14 protein-coding genes are annotated in these 18,507 nt (G+C 43.9%); all 14 read left to right on the forward strand.

The genetic code is table 11. The annotated features are described in order from the left end of the window. Positions 1-115: 115 nt before the first annotated feature. The 14 genes from wecB to rfbD all read left to right on the forward strand — a co-directional run bounded on the left by wecB (position 116) and on the right by rfbD (position 18,423). Positions 116-1,228, forward strand: coding sequence for a non-hydrolyzing UDP-N-acetylglucosamine 2-epimerase (wecB, locus tag ACQUQM_RS22115; RefSeq protein ID WP_432472030.1), 1,113 nt, complete (start codon positions 116-118; stop codon positions 1,226-1,228). A 23-nt stretch (positions 1,229-1,251) separates the two neighbouring features. Then, positions 1,252-2,088, forward strand: a complete 837-nt coding sequence (locus ACQUQM_RS22120) for an ABC transporter permease (RefSeq protein ID WP_432472031.1) — start codon at positions 1,252-1,254, stop codon at positions 2,086-2,088. A gap of 10 nt (positions 2,089-2,098) precedes the next feature. Further along, positions 2,099-2,830, forward strand: a complete 732-nt coding sequence (locus ACQUQM_RS22125; protein ID WP_432472032.1) for an ABC transporter ATP-binding protein — start codon at positions 2,099-2,101, stop codon at positions 2,828-2,830. Then, positions 2,827-4,161 carry a hypothetical protein gene (locus ACQUQM_RS22130; RefSeq protein WP_432472033.1) on the forward strand — a complete coding sequence of 445 codons (1,335 nt, stop codon included), beginning with the start codon at positions 2,827-2,829 and terminating at the stop codon, positions 4,159-4,161. The genes ACQUQM_RS22125 and ACQUQM_RS22130 overlap by 4 nt, the downstream gene beginning before the upstream one ends. Next, positions 4,158-5,777 carry a polysaccharide deacetylase family protein gene (locus ACQUQM_RS22135; protein WP_432472034.1) on the forward strand — a complete coding sequence of 540 codons (1,620 nt, stop codon included), beginning with the start codon at positions 4,158-4,160 and terminating at the stop codon, positions 5,775-5,777. The genes ACQUQM_RS22130 and ACQUQM_RS22135 overlap by 4 nt, the downstream gene beginning before the upstream one ends. Then, positions 5,770-6,939, forward strand: a complete 1,170-nt coding sequence (locus ACQUQM_RS22140; RefSeq protein WP_432472035.1) for a glycosyltransferase — start codon at positions 5,770-5,772, stop codon at positions 6,937-6,939. Before ACQUQM_RS22135 ends, ACQUQM_RS22140 begins: the two co-directional genes overlap by 8 nt. After that, entirely contained in the window at positions 6,936-7,946 is a 1,011-nt protein-coding gene (locus ACQUQM_RS22145) for a glycosyltransferase (protein WP_432472036.1), read from the forward strand. Before ACQUQM_RS22140 ends, ACQUQM_RS22145 begins: the two co-directional genes overlap by 4 nt. Beyond that, complete coding sequence (locus tag ACQUQM_RS22150; RefSeq protein ID WP_432472037.1) at positions 7,936-9,405, forward strand: class I SAM-dependent methyltransferase; 1,470 nt, start codon at positions 7,936-7,938, stop codon at positions 9,403-9,405. Before ACQUQM_RS22145 ends, ACQUQM_RS22150 begins: the two co-directional genes overlap by 11 nt. Before the next feature lie 114 nt (positions 9,406-9,519). Then, a complete protein-coding gene (locus ACQUQM_RS22155) occupies positions 9,520-11,718 on the forward strand; it encodes a glycosyltransferase (RefSeq protein WP_432472038.1) in 2,199 nt (732 codons plus the stop codon). Beyond that, positions 11,715-13,409 (forward strand): glycosyltransferase, encoded by a 1,695-nt coding sequence (locus ACQUQM_RS22160; protein WP_432472039.1) that lies wholly within the window; start codon positions 11,715-11,717, stop codon positions 13,407-13,409. The genes ACQUQM_RS22155 and ACQUQM_RS22160 overlap by 4 nt, the downstream gene beginning before the upstream one ends. 155 nt (positions 13,410-13,564) lie before the next feature. Continuing rightward, a complete protein-coding gene (locus ACQUQM_RS22165) occupies positions 13,565-14,686 on the forward strand; it encodes a glycosyltransferase family 4 protein (RefSeq protein ID WP_432472040.1) in 1,122 nt (373 codons plus the stop codon). Positions 14,687-15,404: 718 nt separating this feature from the next. After that, complete coding sequence (locus tag ACQUQM_RS22170) at positions 15,405-16,574, forward strand: nucleotide sugar dehydrogenase (RefSeq protein ID WP_432472041.1); 1,170 nt, start codon at positions 15,405-15,407, stop codon at positions 16,572-16,574. Continuing rightward, complete coding sequence (gene rfbB, locus ACQUQM_RS22175) at positions 16,574-17,623, forward strand: dTDP-glucose 4,6-dehydratase (RefSeq protein ID WP_432472042.1); 1,050 nt, start codon at positions 16,574-16,576, stop codon at positions 17,621-17,623. The genes ACQUQM_RS22170 and rfbB overlap by 1 nt, the downstream gene beginning before the upstream one ends. Positions 17,624-17,664: 41 nt before the next feature. Beyond that, on the forward strand, positions 17,665-18,423 hold the full coding sequence (gene rfbD / locus ACQUQM_RS22180; protein WP_432472043.1) for a dTDP-4-dehydrorhamnose reductase: 759 nt from the start codon (positions 17,665-17,667) through the stop codon (positions 18,421-18,423). Positions 18,424-18,507 lie beyond the last annotated feature (84 nt).

Here is an 18,507-nt window from a genome sequence, read left to right on the forward strand (position 1 = left end):
TGAATTAGAGAGCTAGGTGTGACTATTTTTTCATGGCTCGATAAACCCTTATTGTAGGTTTTTGATCTGCACTTGTTTAATGAAAATGTTTAAGTTTATCTGAATGATGGTCCCAATGAAGATACTATTAGTATTTGGAACACGGCCTGAAGCCATAAAAATGGCGCCGGTGTATTTTGCACTCAAAAATGCCGGTGTTAGTGTGAAAACATGTATAACCGCCCAGCATCGAGAGATGCTTGACCAAGTGTTGAGTTTTTTTAAGATTGCACCGGATTATGATCTTAATGTGATGAAGCCTGGTCAGAGTCTGACGGTAATAACTTCATCTGTTTTATTAGGATTGGAGAGTGTTATTGATGAATTTTCCCCTGATTGGATAGGTGTTCATGGGGATACTACAACAACGCTTGCGGCGACAATTGCCGGTTTCTATGCGAACGTTTCAGTTTTCCATGTTGAGGCGGGTTTAAGGACCGGGAATAAAAAGTCACCTTGGCCTGAAGAGATGAATAGGCGAGTAGTTGGCTCTGTAGCTGATTTACATTTTGCACCTACAGAAATATCTAAAAATAATCTCATTAGTGAAGGGATAAGTGCAAATGATATTGTGGTTACGGGTAACACTGTAATAGATGCCTTATTGTATACGTTAGATCAGCAAGGTTCGGAATATAATTGCGATATTAGATTTCCCTTTATGGAAGATGGAAAGTCGATAATATTGGTTACGGGACATAGGAGAGAAAATTTTGGGCGGGGTCTAGAGCAAATATGCTTTGGGCTGAAAAAAATAGCCAAAGAATTCCCGAGTTGTAGGGTTGTTTATCCAGTTCATTTAAATCCCAATGTACAGGAGCCGGTTAAGCGTATTTTAGGAGGTATCTCAAATGTATTTCTAATCGATCCTCTTGATTATCCCTCTTTTGTGTTTTTGATGTCGCAATGCCACATTATTCTGACAGACTCCGGTGGTATTCAAGAAGAGGCTCCTTCATTAGGCAAGCCAGTATTGGTTATGCGAAATACTACTGAACGATATGAAGCAATTGAGGCTGGTGTGGTTCGGTTAGTGGGGACGTCGGCTGATAAGATATATTCAGGTGTAGCCGAGCTATTAAAAATGCCAAATTTGTATGCAGAAATTGCTAAAAGATCAAATCCGTTTGGGGATGGGCAAGCGAGTAATCGGATTGTGCGTGCGCTTTTAAACGAACGCAATAAATAGATATTTACTTTTAGAGGTTGTAGATGGAAGAGTTGTGTACAACACCATTAGAGTCCCGTCAAAAAGTTAAAGAGTCAAGGTACTCTTTAGCTTTACGGGATCTTCTCGGAGGTATAAATAAGGCTTCTATATGGAGTGTCCTGGGTTGGCAGGACATAAAGCAACGCTATAGAAGATCTGTGCTGGGACCATTTTGGTTGACAATTAGCAGCGCAATTATGGTTGCAGCACTTGGTATTTTGTATGCAACGTTGTTGGGGCAGAGTATTCAAGAGTTTATACCTCATGTTGCTGCCGGTTTACTTGTATGGACATTTTTGTCTACGATGATCCTGGAAGGCTGTACGGTTTTTATAGCGTCTGAAGGCCTCATTAAGCAAATTCGACTGCCTTTGACTGTGCATGTTTGCAGAATGGTGTGGCGTAATGTAATGATTTTTTTACATAACATCGTTATTTTATTTTGTGTTTTGTATTTTGTGCCTGAAGTAAATATTCCTGATCTTCTATCGATACCATTTTCAATTTTTCTTATTGCCTTAAATGGAATCTGGCTTGGTATCGTCCTAGGAGTGTTATGCACTAGGTTCAGAGATATTCATCAAATTATTACAAACTTTGTACAAATCCTGTTCTTTCTTACTCCAATTTTCTGGAAACCAGAGTTGTTGCAAGATAGGGGGTGGGTTGCAGTTTATAATCCGGCATTTCACTTTATTGAGCTTGTTCGATCGCCTTTGATGGGCAATGGCATTCCGGTTTTTTCATGGGGAGTAGTAACGGCGCTAACAGTTGCTGGTTTTATGTTTGCTTACGTCCTACTTGCGCGCTACCGACATCGTGTCGCCTACTGGTTGTAACGGTATTAATATGGCTTTAATTGAAGCAGAAAACTTGGTTGTAGAGTTTCCGGTATTTACAAATTCGCACCGGTCTTTAAAAAACACGCTTTTGAACGCAACTACGGGCGGTCGTATTGCTCATGCTGCAGGTAATAAGGTATCCGTACGTGCTAATGATCAGCTCTCTTTTAAAATTAGTGAGGGCGAACGTGTTGGGCTATTAGGTCATAATGGTTCGGGTAAAACAACACTTCTAAGGGCATTGGCAGGGGCTTACGAACCTACAGAAGGTTATCTTAATGTTCAGGGTAGAGTGGCATCATTGCTCGATATATCGCTGGGCATGGATGTTGATGCATCCGGCTATGATAATATTTTTCTTCGTGGGATTATGATGGGCCTCACTCCCAGGGAAATTAGGGGGAAAATGAATGAAATCGCTGAGTTTACCGAATTAGGCGAATATCTTGATATGCCTGTAAGAACCTATTCAAGCGGTATGCAACTGCGCTTGGCATTTGCTGTTTCAACAAGTATAGATGCAGATATCATAATCATGGATGAATGGTTGAGTGTAGGAGATGCTGACTTCAATGAGAAGGCCTCACAAAGGCTAACCAGCTTCGTAGAAAATGCCTCAATTTTGGTAATAGCAACCCATTCAGAAGATTTACTGCGAAATGTTTGCAATAGGGCCTTTAGACTGGAACATGGGCGATTCGTTGAAGAGTTTGATCCACGGATGGAGACTGTTGGATGAGTCTGAAGTTTTTAAAGCTTTCGCAAGGTGTCTTGAGCGCCACAGTTGCATATCCGTTGGCAGAGAAACTCGAAAAGAGGGATATAAGAGCTAAGTTCCGTGAGCTTAAGAAGTATTATCGGCTTCCTTTTCAGCAACGAAAGCTCATCGCAGAAAAAAGGCTAATAGAGACGATTGAATTTGCTGCTCATCATGTGCCTTATTACCGGGATTTATTTAGAAATATATCTTTTAATGTTTCTCAATTAAAAAAAGATACCAGGTACTTACAGGAGATTCCTCTACTAACGAAAGATATTATTCGAGAACAAGGTGATAGATTGCTCTCAGCTCCGTTGGAAAGAGTTAGGCATCATGTGTGTAAAACGGGTGGTTCCACCGGTCTTTCAGCTCACATCTTTTATGATCAGATAGCCGCGGATTACTCGTCAGCTGTAACGTTGTTTGCCAGGAGGGCAATCGGCAAGAGCAAGCATAAATTTGAAACCCATTTTGCTTGTCGATTTCCTGACGACGTTCCCCAAAAATGGCCTACACGTGAAGATTTTAAATGTTTCGCGATGAATAGAAACAATATCTTTTTTGATAGTGTTGATAGTCAAGGCCTGGAAGAAATATGGACAGCACTTAAAAAGAATCCGGCATATCTGGTGCATGCCCATCCATCCACGGTCTATGCGCTTGCCTGCTATATCGAGAAGACCCAAGGGACAGCAAAGGCGTTTGAAGTATTTGAGTCAAGTGGTGAACTTCTGGAACCTTATATGAGAGAGCTTATATCAAAAGCGCTCCAGTGTCGGGTGGTTGACCGTTATGGATTGGCAGAACTGGGCGTCATGGCCTATGAATTATCAGATCAAGGCGGATTGCAAGTATTGGACTCTGAAGGCTGGCCAGAGTCACAGCCACTTGAAAACTCTTCAGGTGATGAACAATTGATCTTTACCGGCTTTAGAAATCGTCTGATGCCATTAATTCGTTATTGCACTGGTGATATGGCTAAAGTTGAAACATTGGATGATGGCTTTTATCTAACAAATGTTGTTGGCCGAATACATGATATTGTGCCGATAAATGGAGTGGATCATCCGACTCACCATATACAGGATATGCTAGATCATCGCGTAGGCGGAATTCAGGAATTTCAAATCGATTTGAGATCCAAGCCGCCCATATTGAAGATAGTACCGGAACCCTCAGCGAACACTGAAGAAATTCAAAGCAAAGTTAAAGAATTTTGGGGGCAAGGCTTTGAAGTGAATTTTGTAGGACATGATGAATTCACCAGGGTTGGGCGTCACGCAAAATTCAGACATGTGGTAACCCAATGAAAAAACTTTTAGTCATAACATCTGCCAGAAATGGATTGTTAGAAACTTTAGGTGCTGCTCTGAGACGTTCTTTCACTCGTGGAGTTGTTGTTGAGGCTTCTGTTGCATTATGGAAGCAGTATTTGTCTGAAGACAGGTCATTCGTACTGGTCGTTGCAGATCCTCGTCCAGAGTGGGGTGAGTTAATTCGAGCTACCATTGATAAAGCTGGATCAAAGGTTATTATTTTTGGGGCAGTCCCTGATAACCTATTGGGAATTCTGAACGTGCAAACGTTTCCTTATTTTAATGGGGATGAAGTGTCGTTATTCGCGTCTCTTCCAGCAGAAACTAATAATTATTCTGAAAGTCCGGCTGCCGTTTTTTATAACACTGACAATGAACTCGGTGCTAAGTCTCCAATCCAGATAAGGCGCTGTGAACGTTTCGACTTTATGGCCGAGTGGAATAATCTTGGTTTTGGGGCAATCAGAGCGGATCAGTCTATCTGGGCAGTTTCATCTAAAGTCACAATCCCTCAGGAAAATATCGTTGCAGAAGTGAGGGTCGGTTCACGGTCAATCACTTCCTATGCGGGGCTCTGGAGCATTGCAGGCTCTTGTTTATTATGGATTAACAGACCTGTCGGTTCTGTTGACTCTCAAGAATGGTTAGTAGTTGAAGAATTTGTTAGCAGCTATGCCTTTGAGTCTGCTATATGTTTGCCTGTGATTTCAGAGATACCTCCAGGTTATGATGCTTGTGTAACCATGCGGCTGGATTGTGACGAAGATATTATATCGGCCAAGCAGCTTTATGAGCTATATAAAGACAAATCTGTACCATTCTCCTTGGCAGTCCATGCCAGTGTACTCGAAGATGAATCTCATCACTCATTTCTCAAAGAGTTTGTCTCTGAAGGAGGGAGTGTATTAACGCACTCCTGGAGTCACCCTGTTAACTGGGGAGGGAGCTATGAGGAGGCTATATCTCAAGTTAATCGATCAGTTGAATCTATCAAAAGTGTGTTGGGTGAAAAGGGTTCGGTAAAATATGCAGTGTCACCGTTTCACCAAAACCCATCCTACGCTGTTCAAGGCATGGCAAATGCCGGCTTGACAGGGTTTGTGGGCGGAATTATATGTAATGATCCTGAATACCTTATTGCGCGAGGCGGTGAGGTTCCTTTTGCTCCACATGGTTTTATAAGTCACTCCCAGCAATGTATGTTGCACGGTGAGTGCATGCTGACAGGAGAGGATCCGTTAGAAGTTTTTAAAGAATCATTTGATATCGCAAAGCGCGGTAAAAGCCTCTTTGGTTTTCTTGATCACCCCTTTTCTCCAAGGTATGCCTACGGTTGGTCTTCTGAAGAAGACCGGTGTGAAGCCCATAGCCAGTTTATCGATTACATCAACTCTACCGGAAAGGTTCTTTTCCTGACTGAGGATCAAGCTATGGACTGGATCGCCTTGAAGGATTCGGTTGAATTAACACTGGATGGTAATGGCTATATAAGCGCTGTATGGACCCCCCGACTGGTTGAGAACAGGCTGCCTGAAGTCAGGTATCAAAATCAAGCATATTCACTAGGGGAGCTGGAAAAATTCATGGATGAGGTTGTTGCTGGTGGTTAGTAAAGACGTAATTCTTTTTTCCACTGCTGATTGGGACACTCCTTACTGGACTAATAAGCAGCACTCTGCCAGACAACTCGCGCAGAAAGGGTATCGCGTGCTCTATATCGAGAGTGTAGGGCTTCGTCCTCCAAATCTTGGTAGCGGTCGTGATCTTTCCAGAATTCAGCGACGCCTGAAGCGTGGGTTACAAGGCGTCCGGCAGGTTGAAGATCGTATATGGGTGTTGTCGCCGCTGGTGGTTCCCTTTAAGCATCAGCATCCTCTGATACGAGCTTTCAATCAAGGATTACTGCGTAGAACGATCCATCGTTTTTTGCGAAGAAAGTCTTTTAAAAGCCCGACGGTGTGGACTTATCATCCATTCATACTTGAAACCCTGAAAGGCTTAACGGTGGGACCATTGGTTTACCATTGCGTGGATGATCTTTCAGCCATACCGGGTATTGACGCCAATAGTTTCAACAGAGAAGAGCAGCGCTTATTGGGAAATGCGACAGTGGCTTTTACTACCAGCCCTGCCTTGCAGGAAAAGTGTGCCGCTCATTGCTCCAATGTGCATTATTTTCCAAACGTAGCGGATTTATGTCATTTTAATCAGGCATTTGATAAATCCCCTCTGCCAGATGATTTACAGGCGATTCCAGAGCCAAGGGTCGGCTATATCGGAGTGCTTTCTGATTTCAAAGTGGATTTCCAGCTTCTCTCCGAAGTAGCAGCTAATAGACCGCATTTGAACTTCGTATTAATCGGTGAAGAACGGGAAGGGCAGTCCAGCCCGCTGGTCGAGCATTTGCGAACACTACCTAATGTACATTTTCTGGGCTATCGGCCTTATGAAGCTTTGCCAAGTTACTTGCGGGGAGTCAATGTAGCTCTATTGCCGACCCTGATTAATGGCTACACAAGGGCGATGTTTCCGATGAAATATTTTGAATATCTGGCGGCAGGTGTGCCCGTGGTGTCAACTCCCTTGGATTTTACAAGGTACCATCAGGCAGGGCTTGAGGCAGGAAGTGATGCTGTTAGCTTCGAGAAAGCTATTGATCAACAGTTGAAACGTGGGAAATTGACAGCGAATGAGTCGATCGATTTTGTTGGAGAGAATACCTGGAGTGCACGAATGGATAATATGCTTAAGATTGTGGAAAAAACCTTATGAAGGTTATGTTTGCTACTTATCCTATGGCTTTCCACACTCCTGGCGGAGGTGAAATACAGCTACTGGCTTACCAAAAGCATCTGCCGGCTCAAGGAATAGAAGTCATTCCTTTTGATCAATGGAGTCCGCGTTTTCTCGAGTACAATCTTGTTCACTTTTTTTCTTGTGTGGGTGGGTCATCTCATTTCTGTGGCTTCGTAAAACAGTTGGATTTACCTCTGATTGTGTCTTCCAGCCTTTGGATTACCGAAGAGACTAAAGATCTTTATCCAATCGGTGAAATACGCACACAACTGGATCTGGCAGATTGTGTCGTAGCCAACTCGGATATGGAATGCGATATGCTGTCACAGGTTCTTGACCTGCCAAGGGATAAGTTTTCGACAGTTTACAATGGCGTCGACGATATCTTTTTTGATAAACCGAGCCCAGATCTTTTTCGACGGGAGTTCGGGATTGGTCAACCTTTCATCCTCAATGTCGGGAATATCGAGCCACGTAAGAACCAGCTGCGGCTTGCTCAGGCGATGAAATCTTTTCCTGATTACAAATTAGTCTTGATCGGCCATGTTCGAGATCAGGCCTATTTTGAAAATCTGATGGAAACAGCAGAAGAGCAACTCATCCATATTGGTTCGTTGCCGCATGAGTCCGAATTATTAAGATCAGCCTACCAGTCCTGCGAGGCATTCGTATTACCGAGCACATTGGAAACTCCAGGGCTTGCCGCATTAGAAGCTGCTGCTCAAGGGGCAGCTTTAGTGGTGACCAAAGAAGGCTCCACCCAAGAGTATTTTGCCGATGATGCTATTTATGTTAATCCTGAAAGCATCGATTCGATCAGTCAGGGAGTCAGCGCTGCCTTGAGCGGGCAGCTATCTGCTATAGACGTAAAGCGGTTGGAAGAACGTGTGCGCAGAAGCTTTTCCTGGTCGTCTGCAAGTAGACGCTTAAGCCTGGTTTACCGCGAAGTTACAACTAAGAAGGAATTTATAAATGAAACCTGAAGTGGCGGCCATCATCCCTACAGTGAACGACGATATTAAGATTGTTTCAGGTGGGTACGATCTGGAGACCGCTGATCAAGGTCCTTTTTTCTGGTTGGGCGAGTCAGTCGAGATTGAGGTCATATCAAGCGGTGGCTTGATGACACTGGGTGGCTGGAGTCCACTCGGCGGAAAAGTAAAGATCACTACCCCTCAGGTTTCTTTTGACGTTGGCTTGAATAGGGAAGAGGATACTGAGCTGGTTATTCCTATCGGTCCAGCAGATGGAAAGCAACGGGTGCTGATCGAGTTCCAGCAATCTCTGGATATAGAGTCAGACAGTCGTAGCTTAAGTTTCAAAGCATATTGTCTCTCTTGGCAAGAGTTGCAATCCCCAAGAGAGAAAGAAGTATCGGCAACCCCTTTGTTTGAAAGCCGAGGGTTATTGTCAGGTCAGGTTGCCACCGTGTTTTCAGCGGGCTGGTTAAGAATGTCTGTCCAGAGGCTGGATGATGATAAATTAAGAATCAGCGGTATCCTGGTAACTCCTTCCTGGCGAAAAGAAGTAGCTGTACTAACCGCGAATGGAGAGCCATTGCAGGAAGTCGAGTATGGCTTATTCAATCCAGATTATGCCTTCGTAGGAAATGTAGCCTTCGAAGGCACAGTCAACCTGAAGCTATATGCTGATACTGATCATATTCGATTTGGGAGTCAGTACCCAATGGATGGATCAATCGCAACGCCTTGGTATCAGGACTGGTTCTATCCTATTCGCAATAGCAGTCTTCCGCTGCCTAAGGGAGAGAATATGCGCCGCATAGGATCATCCGAAGCGGATTGGTTTCTCTTCTCTGGGGCGAGCTTTGTTGGCAAATTAGCTGACATATTTCATCAGTTTTCGGGTTCTGACTCTTTGAAAGAAATCAGCGTTCTTGACTGGGGCTGTGGATGTGGGCGTCTCACCCGACAGCTGATTGACGAAGACTATGGCGATGTAGCAGGTATTGATATTGATCCGGTGAACATTGAATGGTGTACAGCCAACCTTCCCGGAGCATCGTTTTCATTGGTCGGTCCTGACCTCCCTACTGAGTTGCTGGCCGAAAACTTCGACCTGATCATTGGTCACTCTGTATTTACTCATCTGACAGAGCTCGACCAGTTTATGTGGCTGGCAGAAATCAATAGGTTACTCAAGCCAGGAGGCCTGGCCCTCGTTACTGTTATGGCAAACTACTCAACAGCGATAGAGCCATTCTCTCCGGTGGGCTACACCTCTTTGATGAACGATGGTTTCCTTGATGTCGGTTGGCAGGAGGATGGCGTCGACAGTCAGAAGCCCGGATTCTACCGCCGCATTTTCCATACTTCCGATTATATAAATAAACACTGGACTAATTCTCTTGAAGTGGTCTCTATACAGGATGGGTATTCTGATCACCAAACCGCAGTAGTTCTCAGGAAAAGAAAGAAGTAATAACCCAGGTTTAATTGACTAGCTAGTGGCAATGAAAAAGTTAATCTTGTTGGTGTGAATTTCTTGTCATAGCACTTATAAACAGCACCGAATATTTATTTAGTTGAAAATTATATGCCGATTCGAAAAAAGGATAACCCCACCGTTGAGATTTCTGATGTGTCTTCAACGCCTCGTATGGACCTGGCAATTATCATCCCATTTCTCGAAAAGTATGGCGGTGCTGAGAGATATCTGATCGAGTGTATAAGCCGGTGGCAAGACCGCCACGATATTACACTTTATGCTACAAAAATTAGCGACAAGCTCCTTGTGGAGCACGGTATTGGAGATCAGGTAAAGCGGATTGAGTTGTCTCCCTATTTTGAGGGTGAGCACTCTATGGTTTTAAATGCCCAGCTTCTGCCAAAAGTTTGGCGAGAGGAAATTGGTCGTCACGAGCTTTATCATACCCATTTATGGCCAACCCATATTATCGACTTACACCCGATGGTGTGGTTTCCACATGAACCTTTACGTGTGTTGCATGACCTGCGCTATGAACAGAATGTTGAGAGTGTGGGTAAAGACGCTGCACGTAATATCCATATATATCCAAAATATAACTATGACCGTATTGGAGATTCTTTATATAGCGCGTATTTGAGTTCCATTGAAGCAATGGATAAAGCTGCTAAGCCGGAACGGATTGTAGCGAACAGTGGTTATACCGCAAAGTATCTGGAAGATGTATACGGTTCTCCTGTAAACGATATAGTTTACCCTGGTGTCGAACCAGAGATGTTCATCGACCTGCCTGTGGATAAAAACCTGTTTGTAACAATCAGTCAGCTCTGGCCTCATAAAAGGATCAACCTGCTTATCGAAGCCATCGCGCTGACAGATGATACCCAGCTGATGGTGATAGGGTCAGGCCCGGAAAAGGAACGTCTGATCGAGATAGCCACAAAACTGGGGGTTGAGAATCGGGTGTTTTTCCTCTCCGGTTTAACTAACCGGGAGCTTAGTTTGGTACTCGCTCGCGCCTGCGCCTTTCTGTTCTCTCCTATAAAAGAGCCGTTTGGCATTGTGGTGCTTGAAGCTATGGCTGCAGGTAAACCGGTGATCGCTGTTAACCAGGGAGGGTACATGGAGGCTTGCGAACCGGATAACTCATTCTTGGTACCACCCTTTCCGTCAGCTTTCGCGGAAAAAATAACCTATCTTCAGAAAAATCCGGATGTCGCTCGAAGTATGGGGGAAGCCGGTCGATTAGTTGCACCACGGTACACGTGGCAGCGCGCGGCGCAGGAACTGGAAGAAATTCTCCTCGAAACATGGCATGAAGAAGGTGGTAGACGGAAAGAGGTTTCAGTTAGTGCTGATGGGAAAACCCTGGTAGGAATACAGTACTACCTCTGGTATGGCGAAGGCTTCGGGGCTTCGCACTGGAATGACAATCCTAAAAGTGGTCATGTGGGCGACAAGCCTATGCTTGGATATTATAGCTCGACCAAAGGGCAGACCATTGAATATCACTTTGACCTGTTCGAGCAGATGGGGTTGGACTATGTCGTATTGAACCTTCACGTCGATGCTAACGGAGCTAATGGTCTGGAGTTAATGGGGATTCAGCACGTATTCGATATTGCTAAAGAGCGCGGCAGCAAGCTACGTTTTGCTGTTCAGCTTAACCCTTACGCAGATGATGTGCCGGAGCTGGAGCGTGTCATCCGTATGGTAACTAAGCTTTACTCGGGTCACCAAAATTATTTTAGTCTCAATGAAAAACCAGTGCTTTTCTGGTTCTGGACCAGCGCCCATGATGGGAATAAGAGTCTGATTGGTAAATTGAAAAACGCCACAAGCCAATACGTAAATTTAGCTACCAGTCTCAGGCTACCGAGTGATGTGGATGAAGATAAATTGACCTTCGGATTATTCCAGGGTTTTACTCCATTCTCGCCACTTGAATTATCTGAGGAGAAAAACTGGAATAAGGTTTGGAATGCCGCATATCAAGGTGCAGATAAGGCCGGAATGAGATACCGCATGGTTTCTCTGTCACCGGGTTACGATGATGTTGCACTTGATGATGATGTTCGGGTGGGTAATCCTTATCGATCAGTATCCCGCTTGGAAGGAAAGACTTATCAACAAGGTATGAGCTTTGTGGAAAATCTCGAGAATCAACCTCATTTGATTATGATTTCCACATTTAATGAGTTCCATGAGAATACCCACATTGAACCATCTCAGAGTAATGGGGTGCACTATATAGAAATGACCGAGAAGTTTGTTTCAATGGTCAAGAATAAATGGGAACTGTCATGAACCAGGTACATGCTTTAGAGACTCAGCCTAAGATTGCTTTTGTTAGCAAAGATATTGTGCTGGCTGAGGGGGGGGGCTTTGAACTTGAGCTCTCAGAGGGGACTTCCAGCTTGGATGTTTCTTTGGTTATCGATATTTATGACCTGGATAATCCAGTTCATCCCGAAGGGCATTTAGGTTGGTGGCAGTTTTCAGTCGATTCTATAAAAAACAGTGTTAGTGGAAGTCTTGCGCTGCGTAACGGCAGTCTTGATTTGATGCTTGATGATCTGCCTGTGCAAAATAATTGGCTTAACGAACAGGAGGTCGCCTTCGATCGTTTTGTCGTCAATGCAGTTTTACGAGACAATATTACCAACAGTATTGTGTATCTGGATAAAATAGCCGGCTTTAATAATGACAAAGACCTTGCAATGTTTCGTGCAGGTTTTAATCGAAACTGGGATACTCCGAGATACGAAACTAGCGGTTATATCTTCCCAAAAGAGAGTACTATTCGCCTTGTTACTCGAAACCTCTATGCGGGCGATGCAGTCGGAAATTTATGCTTAGATATTCTTCGAATGCTGGTTCAAAACGGTATAAAGGCAGAAGTGTATGCTGAAAATTTTGATCTCACGCTGAATGATTTTGTTCATAGAGTCGATAACCTTCGAGATGAAGCATACGATAAAGATCAGCTGCTTTACTTTTATTCTACTTATGATCCGTATCTTGAAGAGTTGCTATCTATACCCTTTGCTAAACGAGTGGCTTATTACCATGGCATTACTAAGCCTGAACTGTTGCAGGTCTTTGACCCTGAATTGAGCGTAGTTTGTCGCAGGGCTTATGCCCAGCTAAGTAAACTCCAGGGCTTTGATGTTCTGGCTGCTAACTCATTGGCTTCAACCCGCACCATGTTGTCTCAGTTTGAATTGGATATTGAAGCAGATACCGGGTTAGAAAATGGTTTCGATTCAGAATCGAACCATAAACTTCAGAGTAAAGTTATTGGTTCACAGGGGGAGACTCGCACCCTCGTATTGCAGTTAGAATCGGACGTTAAGGTTGAAGCCCGATGGACTGAAAAAGATGTAAACATAATACCACCAAGATTGTTGAGTTCCTGTTTTGTTCGTGAAAAAAATCAGGAGGTTACAAATAAGGGGGCAAAGCTACTTTATGTTGGGCGTATAAAAAGTCATAAGAAAATTGAGCATCTTCTGGAATTATTTTCAGCTTACCTTGAATTTGATGCTGATTCTGAGTTGTGGTTGGTCGGGGGGGCTGGTGATAAGGCGTATTCGGATTACCTGCAATGGGTTGAAACATCTCAGTTGAATATAGCTGAGAATAAAGTGCGTTGGACTGGCCATGTAAGTGATGAAGAGTTAATGGGCTGCTATGCGTCCGCAAGTGCTTACATCTCAATGAGTGAAGACGAAGGTTTTTGTTTACCTGTTCTTGAAGCAATGTTGTCAGGGTTACCTGTTTTTGCATATGGAGTTCCTGCGATCAGAGAGGTTATGCAAGAGGCAGGCAACTACTTTCTGGATAAGGATTTCAGGTACTTGGCAAAACACATGAATAAATTACTCAGCGATAGTGAGCGCATCGCAGATATGATATCCAGGCAGAGAGTGCGAGCACAAGAGTTATCCAATCAGATGGATGGGAGAGGTTTTCTAAACTTACTGCAGCCGGAATAATATTGCTGTAGATGAGAAAAAATAGATATCATCAGTATGGGATTTACGGATAAACGTTGTTAAGCCACCTTCTATGAAGGTGGCATTTCTACACGTTAGCAATAATTAGTCGAATTATTTAGATTAGTGATAGTTGTAAATGGAATAACCTATCAATGAAAGTACTTCATGTTTTTAAAACCTATTTTCCTGATACTGTAGGTGGGGTCGAGCAAGTTATTAATCAGATAGCGATCGGGACGGTTAAACTAGGTGTCACTACCGAAGTATTCGCTTTGAGTCGTACTGCAAAAAATAGAACAATAAATGTGAATGGGCACTTGGTGCACCGTTGCCGCTCCAACTTCGAGTTGGCATCGACTCCTTTTTCTGTTTCGGCATTCTACAGGTTTAGGCGGTTGGCCAAGGAAGCTGATCTTGTTCACTATCACTTTCCATACCCGTTTGCTGATGTTCTGCATCTTTCCGCAGGAATAAATAAACCAAGTCTTGTGACTTATCACTCAGACATCGTTAAACAAAAGCAATTATTAAAGCTCTATCGCCCTCTGCAGCAACGGTTTCTGAATAGTGTTGATCACATCGTTGCGACCTCTCCCAATTATCTGCAGACCAGTAATGTTCTTTCGGGCTTTAAAAGTAAGACCAGCGTCATTCCAATAGGTCTCGATAATAGCAGCTATCCTAAAGCATCTACCGCGAGGTTAAACGTCTGGCGGGAACGATTTGGTTCTCGATTTTTTCTCTTCGTGGGTGTGATTCGCTATTACAAAGGGCTACACATACTTCTCGATGCCGCCCAAAAGTCTAGCTATCCAATTGTGATCGTGGGGAGTGGGCCTATCGAGGTGGAGTTGAAAGAAAAAGCTGCGAAGCTTGGTTTGCGAAATATTCATTTTCTCGGCCGCTTATCGGACGAAGATAAAGTAGCACTTTTGGAACTTTGCTATGCAGTTATTTTTCCATCACACCTTCGGTCAGAAGCATTTGGTATCTCGCTATTGGAAGGTGCTATGTATGGTAAGCCTTTAATCTCCAGTGAAATCGGTACCGGAACTACGTATATAAATATCGATAAAGAAACAGGTGTAGTGGTGCCGCCTAGTAACCCTTCAGCGCTTCGGGATGCCATGGATTACCTGTGGAATAATCCAGAAGAGGCTGATGCGATGGGTAAGCGTGCAGAGGCTCGTTATTGTAAATTGTTCACAGCTAAACAGATGGCCCAGTCTTACGTGGATACATATAAAGGTCTGTTAGATCAACGCATTTCTTGAATTTAACTTTGTGCTGAGATTCTCTTCTCTCAAACTTCTAGCCAGCCTACCTCTTCCTGTTATCTCTTCAGTGGGTATTTTGGCACTTGAAGCAGCGGTGCTCTTTTTTATGATTAACTCCTGAACTTTGTAACAGAGGCAAGGGAAGCGTGCGTCTGGGCGATAGGGCTGCTTTCATGTAACTATTTGCACAAATTTATTTGTATCATTTATCCGTTAGTCACTGATGGTATATTGGATCTCAATAGCGTGAACGTAGGTATCATTGGGCTTGGATATGTAGGCCTGCCTCTGGCCGTAGAGTTTGGAAAAAAGCATCCTGTTTAAGGGGCGATATTAACCCCGTACGCATCGAAGAACTCTAAATGTGGATGCCCCTATTCTAGGGGAGGTTTACAATAGCTTATAAATGGACACCTTGTTTTTGCCTTTATTGTTACGCTATCAAGTGTTTAGGAGACTAGGGCTTGGCAGTCTGAAAGTACTAGTAAAGTAGGCTCTCTACCTGTCGCTATGTTTCAAATTGAGTACTTCAGTTCAGATTCTGACCGCTGTTGTTGTAAAGTGGTACATCGATAATTCGATTCTATATAATGTTGAAGGTGTATCTTAATCACTCGCTTGTTTAATAAATTTCCTGATTTCTAATAAGAGAGAATGATTACTGGTTGAATGAGAATTTGTGAGATAACAAGTACTTAACATAAGTCAGGTCACGATGAAAATTACTATTGCCGGAACAGGTTATGTGGGTCTTTCCAACGCTATGCTATTAGCGCAGCACAACGAAGTTATTGCTGTCGATATCGTAGAAGAGAGAGTGGTCCTCCTGAATGATAGAAAGTCGCCGATCGTAGATGCTGAGATCGAACAGTTTCTGCTGAATGAGACTTTGAACTTCAGGGCCACGCTAGACAAAGAAACGGCCTACAGCGGGGCCGAGTTTGTGATCATTGCAACGCCCACAGACTATGATCCGGACACAAACTACTTTGATACCAGCAGGGTAGAGTCGGTAATCGAAGATGTTATAGCGATCAATCCAGCAGCAGTGATGGTCATTAAGTCTACAGTACCTGTTGGCTACACGGCTAAGATCAAACAAAAGCTGGCAATAGAAAACCTGATCTTCTCTCCGGAGTTTCTAAGAGAGGGTAAGGCGCTGTATGACAACCTGTACCCATCCCGGATAGTTGTAGGTGAGCAATCAGAACGGGCAGAAGTGTTTGCTAACCTTCTAAAAGAGGGAGCCGTTAAGCAGGATGTAGAAATACTGTTTACAGATTCTACTGAGGCCGAAGCAATTAAGTTATTTGCTAATACTTACCTGGCAATGCGGGTCGCTTACTTCAATGAGTTAGATTCTTATGCCGAGACCCATGGCCTGGATACCCGCCAGATTATAGAGGGGGTTAGTCTGGATCCTCGTATCGGCAATCATTACAACAACCCTTCTTTTGGCTATGGTGGCTACTGTTTGCCTAAGGACACAAAGCAGCTTCTGGCAAACTATCAGGATGTCCCAAGCAATATTATTCGAGCTATAGTTGATGCTAATACAACGCGTAAGGATTTTGTTGCACAGGCTATACTCAACACTAATCCAGCCGTTGTTGGTATCTATCGTCTGGTGATGAAGTCCGGCTCAGATAATTTCAGGGCATCTGCAATCCAGGGGATTATGAAACGAATTAAGGCGAAAGGGGTAACGGTTGTGGTTTATGAACCAGCAATGCAGCAGTCTCACTTCTTCAATTCACGTGTTATTCGCGACCTGGATGAGTTTAAAGATATCAGTAATTTGATTGTGGCGAACAGGCTATCAGATGAGCTAGTTGATGTGAAAGGTAAGGTCTATACACGTGATATCTTTGGTAGTGATTCATAATGAAAATTATGGTGACCGGTGGGGCAGGCTTTATTGGATCGGCAGTAATTCGCTACATTATTAATGAAACAGATGATCATGTGATTAATGTCGATAAATTGACATACGCAGGAAACCTGGAGTCTCTTGTTGAGGCTATCAAGAGTGACAGGTATTCATTTGAACAAGTTGATATCTGCAATCGCTTAGAATTAATCAGAGTATTCAAAGAACATAAGCCGGACTTAGTGATGCATCTCGCGGCAGAATCACATGTTGATCGGTCAATTGATGGTCCGGCGATATTTATTGAAACAAATATTGTAGGTACGTACACGCTATTAGAAGTCTCATGTGAATACTGGCAAGAGCTGGGCGAACAGAGAAAGGAGGCGTTCAGGTTTCATCATATTTCAACCGATGAAGTTTACGGGGACCTGGAAAATCCGGAGGGCCTGTTTACTGAAACTACAGCTTATCAGCCGAGTTCTCCATACTCTGCCAGTAAAGCCAGCTCAGACCATCTTGTCAGAGCATGGCAGCGGACGTACGGTTTGCCAACGCTGATTACGAACTGCTCTAACAACTACGGCCCCTACCACTTTCCTGAAAAATTAATTCCATTAGTAATCCTCAACGCGCTTGAAGGTAAAGTGTTGCCAGTTTATGGCCAAGGTACACAGGTAAGAGATTGGCTGTATGTTGAGGATCATGCTCGGGCTTTGTACAAAGTTGTATCTGAAGGTCGGATCGGTGAAACCTATAATATTGGCGGTCACAATGAAATTCAGAATATTGAGGTTGTGAGAGAGGTTTGCAGCTTGCTGGATGAAATTAAACCGTCAGCAAATGGTTCCTATAACACTCTAATAAGGTACGTGGCCGACCGGCCAGGTCATGATCTGCGTTACGCAATAAATGCGGAAAAGATAAAAAAGGAACTAGACTGGTATCCAAGAGAATCCTTTAGAACAGGGATCCGGAAAACAGTTGAGTGGTATCTGAATAACCTGGCTTGGTGTAAAAGGGTTCAGGATGGTAGCTATCAGCGCGAGCGTTTAGGGCTATAGCTATAACAACAATTATTTTGAAGTGGTGTTTGTACTAAAAGATGATAATTCTACTCTTGGGAAGCTCTGGCCAGGTCGGCTTTGAGCTTCAAAGAACCCTGGCTCCATTAGGAACAGTTGAAGCCCCCGTAAGGGGGGAGCTGGAACTTATGAATGAGAGTGCTGTTGATAAATACCTTGTCGGCACCGGGCCAGAACTAATCATTAACGCCGCTGCCTGGACCAATGTTGACGCCGCTGAAGAAAAACATGCTGAAGCTGAACGATTAAATGCAGGCTTACCGGCTCAATTGGCCGCTTATGCAAAAAAAAACGGTATCCGGTTAGTGCATTTCAGCAGCGATTATATCTACTCTGGCAGTGGCCATAATCCTTGGCTGGAAACAAGCCCTGCCGGACCTCTTAGCGTCTACGGCAAAACCAAGCTGGCTGGTGATCAGGCAATTGAACAATCTGGTGCAAATTATCTTATCTTTCGCACCAGCTGGGTTTATAGCGCACGCGGTAACAATTTCATAAAAACCATGTTGCGCTTAGGCAGTAGCAATAAAGAACTGAATATCGTGGCTGACCAGATTGGCGCACCCACACAGGCCAGGCTGATAGCTCAGATCACAACGCAGGCTATAAACAACAAATTAAAAGGTGGTCTTTATCACCTGGTCTCACGAGGGGAGACAAGTTGGCACGGCTTTGCGCAGAAAATATTCGAAATAGCGCGTAAGGCGGGAGAAGAGCTAAGTATGGGACAGGAAAATGTGCTGCCTATTCTAACTACCGACTACCCAACTCCGGCCTAAAGACCGCTTAACTCAATGATGAACATTATAAAATTGGAACAGGCCCTGAAAATTCAACTCCCGGATTGGCAAAGTCAGCTTGAC

Origin of the sequence: Amphritea sp. HPY (genome assembly GCF_050870985.1) — a bacterium.
GTDB lineage: Bacteria > Pseudomonadota > Gammaproteobacteria > Pseudomonadales > Balneatricaceae > Amphritea.

Excerpts from the sequence above, each read along its gene's own strand:
- wecB (WP_432472030.1), top strand. The coding sequence starts at position 116 with ATGAAGATACTATTAGTATTTGGAACACGGCCTGAAGCCATAAAAATG.
- ACQUQM_RS22120 (WP_432472031.1), top strand. The coding sequence starts at position 1,252 with ATGGAAGAGTTGTGTACAACACCATTAGAGTCCCGTCAAAAAGTTAAA.
- ACQUQM_RS22125 (WP_432472032.1), top strand. The coding sequence starts at position 2,099 with ATGGCTTTAATTGAAGCAGAAAACTTGGTTGTAGAGTTTCCGGTATTT.
- ACQUQM_RS22130 (WP_432472033.1), top strand. The coding sequence starts at position 2,827 with ATGAGTCTGAAGTTTTTAAAGCTTTCGCAAGGTGTCTTGAGCGCCACA.
- ACQUQM_RS22135 (WP_432472034.1), top strand. The coding sequence starts at position 4,158 with ATGAAAAAACTTTTAGTCATAACATCTGCCAGAAATGGATTGTTAGAA.
- ACQUQM_RS22145 (WP_432472036.1), top strand. The coding sequence starts at position 6,936 with ATGAAGGTTATGTTTGCTACTTATCCTATGGCTTTCCACACTCCTGGC.
- ACQUQM_RS22150 (WP_432472037.1), top strand. The coding sequence starts at position 7,936 with ATGAAACCTGAAGTGGCGGCCATCATCCCTACAGTGAACGACGATATT.
- ACQUQM_RS22155 (WP_432472038.1), top strand. The coding sequence starts at position 9,520 with ATGCCGATTCGAAAAAAGGATAACCCCACCGTTGAGATTTCTGATGTG.
- ACQUQM_RS22160 (WP_432472039.1), top strand. The coding sequence starts at position 11,715 with ATGAACCAGGTACATGCTTTAGAGACTCAGCCTAAGATTGCTTTTGTT.
- ACQUQM_RS22165 (WP_432472040.1), top strand. The coding sequence starts at position 13,565 with ATGAAAGTACTTCATGTTTTTAAAACCTATTTTCCTGATACTGTAGGT.
- ACQUQM_RS22170 (WP_432472041.1), top strand. The coding sequence starts at position 15,405 with ATGAAAATTACTATTGCCGGAACAGGTTATGTGGGTCTTTCCAACGCT.
- rfbB (WP_432472042.1), top strand. The coding sequence starts at position 16,574 with ATGAAAATTATGGTGACCGGTGGGGCAGGCTTTATTGGATCGGCAGTA.
- rfbD (WP_432472043.1), top strand. The coding sequence starts at position 17,665 with ATGATAATTCTACTCTTGGGAAGCTCTGGCCAGGTCGGCTTTGAGCTT.